Consider the following 4,375-nt stretch of genomic DNA (forward strand, 5'->3'; position numbering starts at 1 on the left):
AAGCTGCTCAAGGAAAAGGCAATTGAAATCAAGCAGCGCATCGAACAGCTGCTCAGGACTGCCTCGCAGGGAAAAATCATGCGCGAAGGGCTGGCGACGGCGCTTGTCGGACGTCCGAATGTCGGCAAGTCAAGTCTTTTGAACCATCTTTTGCATGAAGACAAGGCTATCGTGACTGACGTTGCGGGCACGACGCGCGACGTGATCGAAGAATACGTCAACGTGTCAGGCGTCCCGTTGAAGCTGATCGATACGGCCGGCATCAGAGAAACGGACGACAAGGTTGAAAAAATCGGGGTCGAACGTTCGAAGAAGGCCATCGAGCAGTCCGATCTGGTTTTGCTGGTGTTAAATGCAGCGGAAAGTCTGACAAAAGAAGATCTTGAACTGATCAGACTGACCAATGACAAAAAGCGAATAATCATTTTGAACAAAACGGACCTTGAAGAAAAGCTCGATCGCAAAGAACTGGCAAAAATTTCGGGAAATGCACCGGTTTACGCAACGTCGATCTTGAAAAATGAGGGTGTGGAGGCCTTGGAAGAGGCAATTTCCAAGCTGTTCTTCAACGGAATCGAAAATTCTCAGTCAACGGTAATGGTAACGAACGCTCGACATATCGCACTGCTTAAGAAAGCACAGAATTCGCTTGATTCCGTTCTTGAAGGAATCAGTTCGGGGATGCCGGTCGATCTGGTGCAGATCGACATGACGGAAGCCTGGAATCTTTTGGGCGAAATTACCGGTGACAGTTATGAAGATGAACTCCTGGACCAGCTGTTCAGCCAGTTCTGTTTGGGAAAGTAGGTTAGAAAATGCAATTTGGAAACAAGTATAAGGCTGATGACTATGACGTCATCGTCGTCGGTGCGGGGCATGCAGGATGTGAAGCAGCCCTTGCGGCAAGTCGGATGGGGAACAAGACCCTCTTGATCACGATCAATCTTGAAATGGTGGCATTCATGCCATGCAATCCGGCCGTCGGCGGACCGGCCAAGGGCATCGTCGTTCGTGAAGTCGATGCCTTGGGCGGCGAAATGGGACGCAACACGGACAAGACATACATTCAAATGAGAATGCTGAACACGGGCAAGGGACCGGCCGTCAGAGCGCTGCGCGCGCAGGCCGACAAGCGCCGGTATTCGATTGAAATGAAGCACACGCTTGAAAAAGAGCCTAATTTGACGCTGCGCCAGGGCATCGTTGACGACCTGATCGTTGAAGAAGGAAAGATCAAGGGCGTCGTGACAAATACAGGGGCCTGCTACGGAGCAAAAGCGGTCGTTTTGACGACCGGAACGGCTGCACGCGGCAGGATCATCATTGGCGAATTGATGTATTCGTCCGGTCCCAACAATACACAACCGGCAATCAAGCTGTCGGAAAATCTCGAACGTCTCGGATTCAAGCTCAAGCGCTTCAAGACCGGTACTCCGCCGCGAGTTGACGGGAATACGATTGACTATGCCAAAACGGAAGAACAGCCCGGTGATTCAACGCCGCATCTCTTCAGTTACGAAAGCAGGGATGAAGACTATCTTGATGTCAAAAACCAGCTTTCCTGCTGGCTGACCTACACGAACGAAAAGACCCACAAGCTGATCAGGGACAACCTTGACCGTGCCCCGATGTACACCGGAGCCATCGAAGGGGTCGGTCCGCGCTACTGTCCGTCAATTGAAACGAAAATTGTCCGTTTTGCAGACAAGTCCCGTCACCAGCTCTTCGTTGAACCGGAAGGCCGCAACACAGATGAATATTACGTCCAGGGTCTGTCGACTTCCATGCCTGAAGAGATTCAGCTCAAGATGGTGCATTCGATTGAAGGTCTGGAACATGCCGAAATGATGCGTCCGGGATATGCAATCGAATATGACGTGGTGGAACCTTATCAGTTGCGGCCGACGCTTGAGACAAAGCTCGTTCGCGGACTTTACACCGCAGGTCAGACGAACGGAACTTCAGGCTATGAGGAAGCGGCCGGACAGGGCATTCTGGCCGGAATCAACGCCGGACGTCATGCGCTCGGAAAAGAGGAAATCGTCCTGAAGAGAAGCGATGCCTACATCGGCGTGATGGTTGATGATCTCGTGACCAAGGGGACGAACGAGCCGTATCGTCTTCTGACGAGCCGTGCCGAATACCGTCTGATTCTGCGCCATGACAACGCCGACCTTCGCCTGACTGAACTCGGCCATGAAATCGGCCTGATTTCGGATGAGCGCTATGAAAGGTTTCTTGAGAAGAAGCGTGCCATCAGGGAGGAAGAGAAAAGGCTTGAATCAGTCCGCATCAAGCCCGGAAAAGAGGTTGACGCATACCTTGTGGAACATGGCGACCGTCCTTTGAAGGACAGCGTTCTGGCAAGCGATTTTCTGCGCCGGCCGTATGTCACGTACGCTGATTTGCTGCATTTCATACCGGCACCTGAAAATACTTTGGATCGCCACGTGATCGAGCAGATTGAGATTCAGTACAAGTATTCAGGCTACATCAAGAAGGAATATGAGCAGATTGAAAAGCTCAAGCGCATGGAGGCAAAGAAGATTCCAGACCGCATTGACTACAGCGCAATCGAGGGCCTTGCGACGGAAGCCGTGCAGAAGCTGACCAGGATTCAGCCTGAAACGCTTGCCCAGGCCAGCCGCATCAGTGGCGTCAATCCGGCCGATCTGGCAATTCTCGCGGTGTATATCGAACAGGGAAGAATTGCCAGAAGGTAAGTTTATTGAATAAAGTCAAGTAAGAAGGAAAGCTTCACGTGTTTTTTCAGCACGTGAAGCTTTTTTGGGGCTTTTCGCATGATGTTTGAGTGAGATTGAGTTTGAGAGGCGACACATTAGATAACTGTTAAAATGTGAAAGAATGCATATGCGTTTGGAGTTTTATTTAGCTAGGTTTGGGGTCACCTATCCTATTTTTTAACATCAAAAAATAATTTGTTTTTAAAAAAATTAAAAAAAGATGTTAATTTGTGTTGACAAAAAAACTTAGTGCTATAAAATAAAACCGATCCAAGTGAAGGGGGTAAAAATATGAAGATTGAAATCAAAAAGGTTGAAAAGGCCGAAACAACATGTCATGTAGATCAGCACTGCTAGCAGACAATATGGTTTTATGTGACACAAATATGTACTCTGAATTCTTCTAAAAGGAATTTAGGGTATTTTTATTTTGGTGTGAGGTTATGGATATGATAAAAATAAACCCTTTATTTCCTGTATATATTGAAGAAAATACTTTAAGAATGGGTAATTTACCAGCTACAGGAAAGATTGTTAAAAACATAGATAATAACATTATTGATATGATAAAAATGACTATCGACATGCCACAAAAAAAGGAGTCTTTAGAGAATTTTCTACAAAACAGAGGTATATCAAAAAGAGATAGTGTCGATATTATTAATCAATTGATAGAAGAAGATATCTTAGTTACGTGTGATAGGATGAATGTAGATGATAGACAGGAGTTGTTTTTTTCAATGTTTAATTCAAAAAAATCCTTTTCATATAGTAAGATGTTGTCTGACGCTAATATTATGATTATAGGATTAGGTGCTATAGGGTGTTCTATAGCGAACATATTATGCAGAGTAGGTGTTAATTCTTTTGTATTAATCGATGATGACGTTGTAGAAGAATCAAATCTGAAACGGCAAAATCTATATTTTAAAGACGACGTTGGAGAATTGAAGACAGAATCTGCCAAAGCGTGTCTTCTAAACATTAAAGACACTGTGGATGTCAAAGAAGTGAACTCGGATGTGTTGGATGTTTTATCATTTGAAAAATATAACCCGGATATTGTCATTTGTACTGCAGATTCTCCTGTTAGATTAGTACGTGAACACGTCAACAAAATATGTGTTAGAGAAAGTATACCATTAATTTTCGCCGGCTTTTCTGAATACCTTGGTGTAGTTGGTCCGCTAATGATTCCAAGAAAAACTCCTTGTTGGAATTGTATACAGGGACAGTTAGGAATTTTACCTAGAGATATAAATTCTCATAGAGTAATGCCTTCATTTGGAGGATTGTGCGAACTGATAGGTGCATTTACAGCAACTGAAATAGTTAAATATTTAACAGGTTTTAGCAATGTAGAAATTATTGGCAAAGAACTCATAATTGACATAGTGTCATTAAAAACAAGTTTTGTTTCTTGGAAAAAAGATGAAACATGTAAGATATGTTCAGGGGTGGTCAAGTGAACGATTATTCTTATATATCGATTATTTCATCTGAACATGAAGGTAACATACTTTTGTCAAATGGTGAAGATACTGTAGAAGTACCTGAAATTGGCGGCAAAATCATTGAGAAAATACAATATTTAAATGAAACAAATCAAGTTGATAAGGAAATTTATAAAG

3 protein-coding genes are annotated in these 4,375 nt (G+C 44.3%); all 3 read left to right on the forward strand.

The window, feature by feature from the left end; genetic code table 11:
- The coding region (locus tag V7Z60_RS08850) for a tRNA modification GTPase (protein ID WP_334117463.1) at window positions 1-807 on the forward strand (807 nt) is incomplete at its 5' end.
- 8 nt (window positions 808-815) lie between these two features.
- Window positions 816-2,723, forward strand: coding sequence for a tRNA uridine-5-carboxymethylaminomethyl(34) synthesis enzyme MnmG (mnmG, locus tag V7Z60_RS08855; RefSeq protein ID WP_334117464.1), 1,908 nt, complete (start codon window positions 816-818; stop codon window positions 2,721-2,723).
- 470 nt (window positions 2,724-3,193) lie between these two features.
- Window positions 3,194-4,213, forward strand: coding sequence for a HesA/MoeB/ThiF family protein (locus V7Z60_RS08860; protein WP_334117465.1), 1,020 nt, complete (start codon window positions 3,194-3,196; stop codon window positions 4,211-4,213).
- The last annotated feature ends 162 nt before the right edge of the window (window positions 4,214-4,375 follow it).

The sequence above is a fragment of the Ligilactobacillus sp. genome, assembly GCF_036846325.1.
Classification (GTDB): Bacteria; Bacillota; Bacilli; order Lactobacillales; family Lactobacillaceae; genus Ligilactobacillus.

Bases quoted from the DNA above. Each gene is read 5' to 3' on its own strand.
- mnmG (WP_334117464.1), top strand. From the start codon at position 816: ATGCAATTTGGAAACAAGTATAAGGCTGATGACTATGACGTCATCGTC.
- V7Z60_RS08860 (WP_334117465.1), top strand. From the start codon at position 3,194: ATGATAAAAATAAACCCTTTATTTCCTGTATATATTGAAGAAAATACT.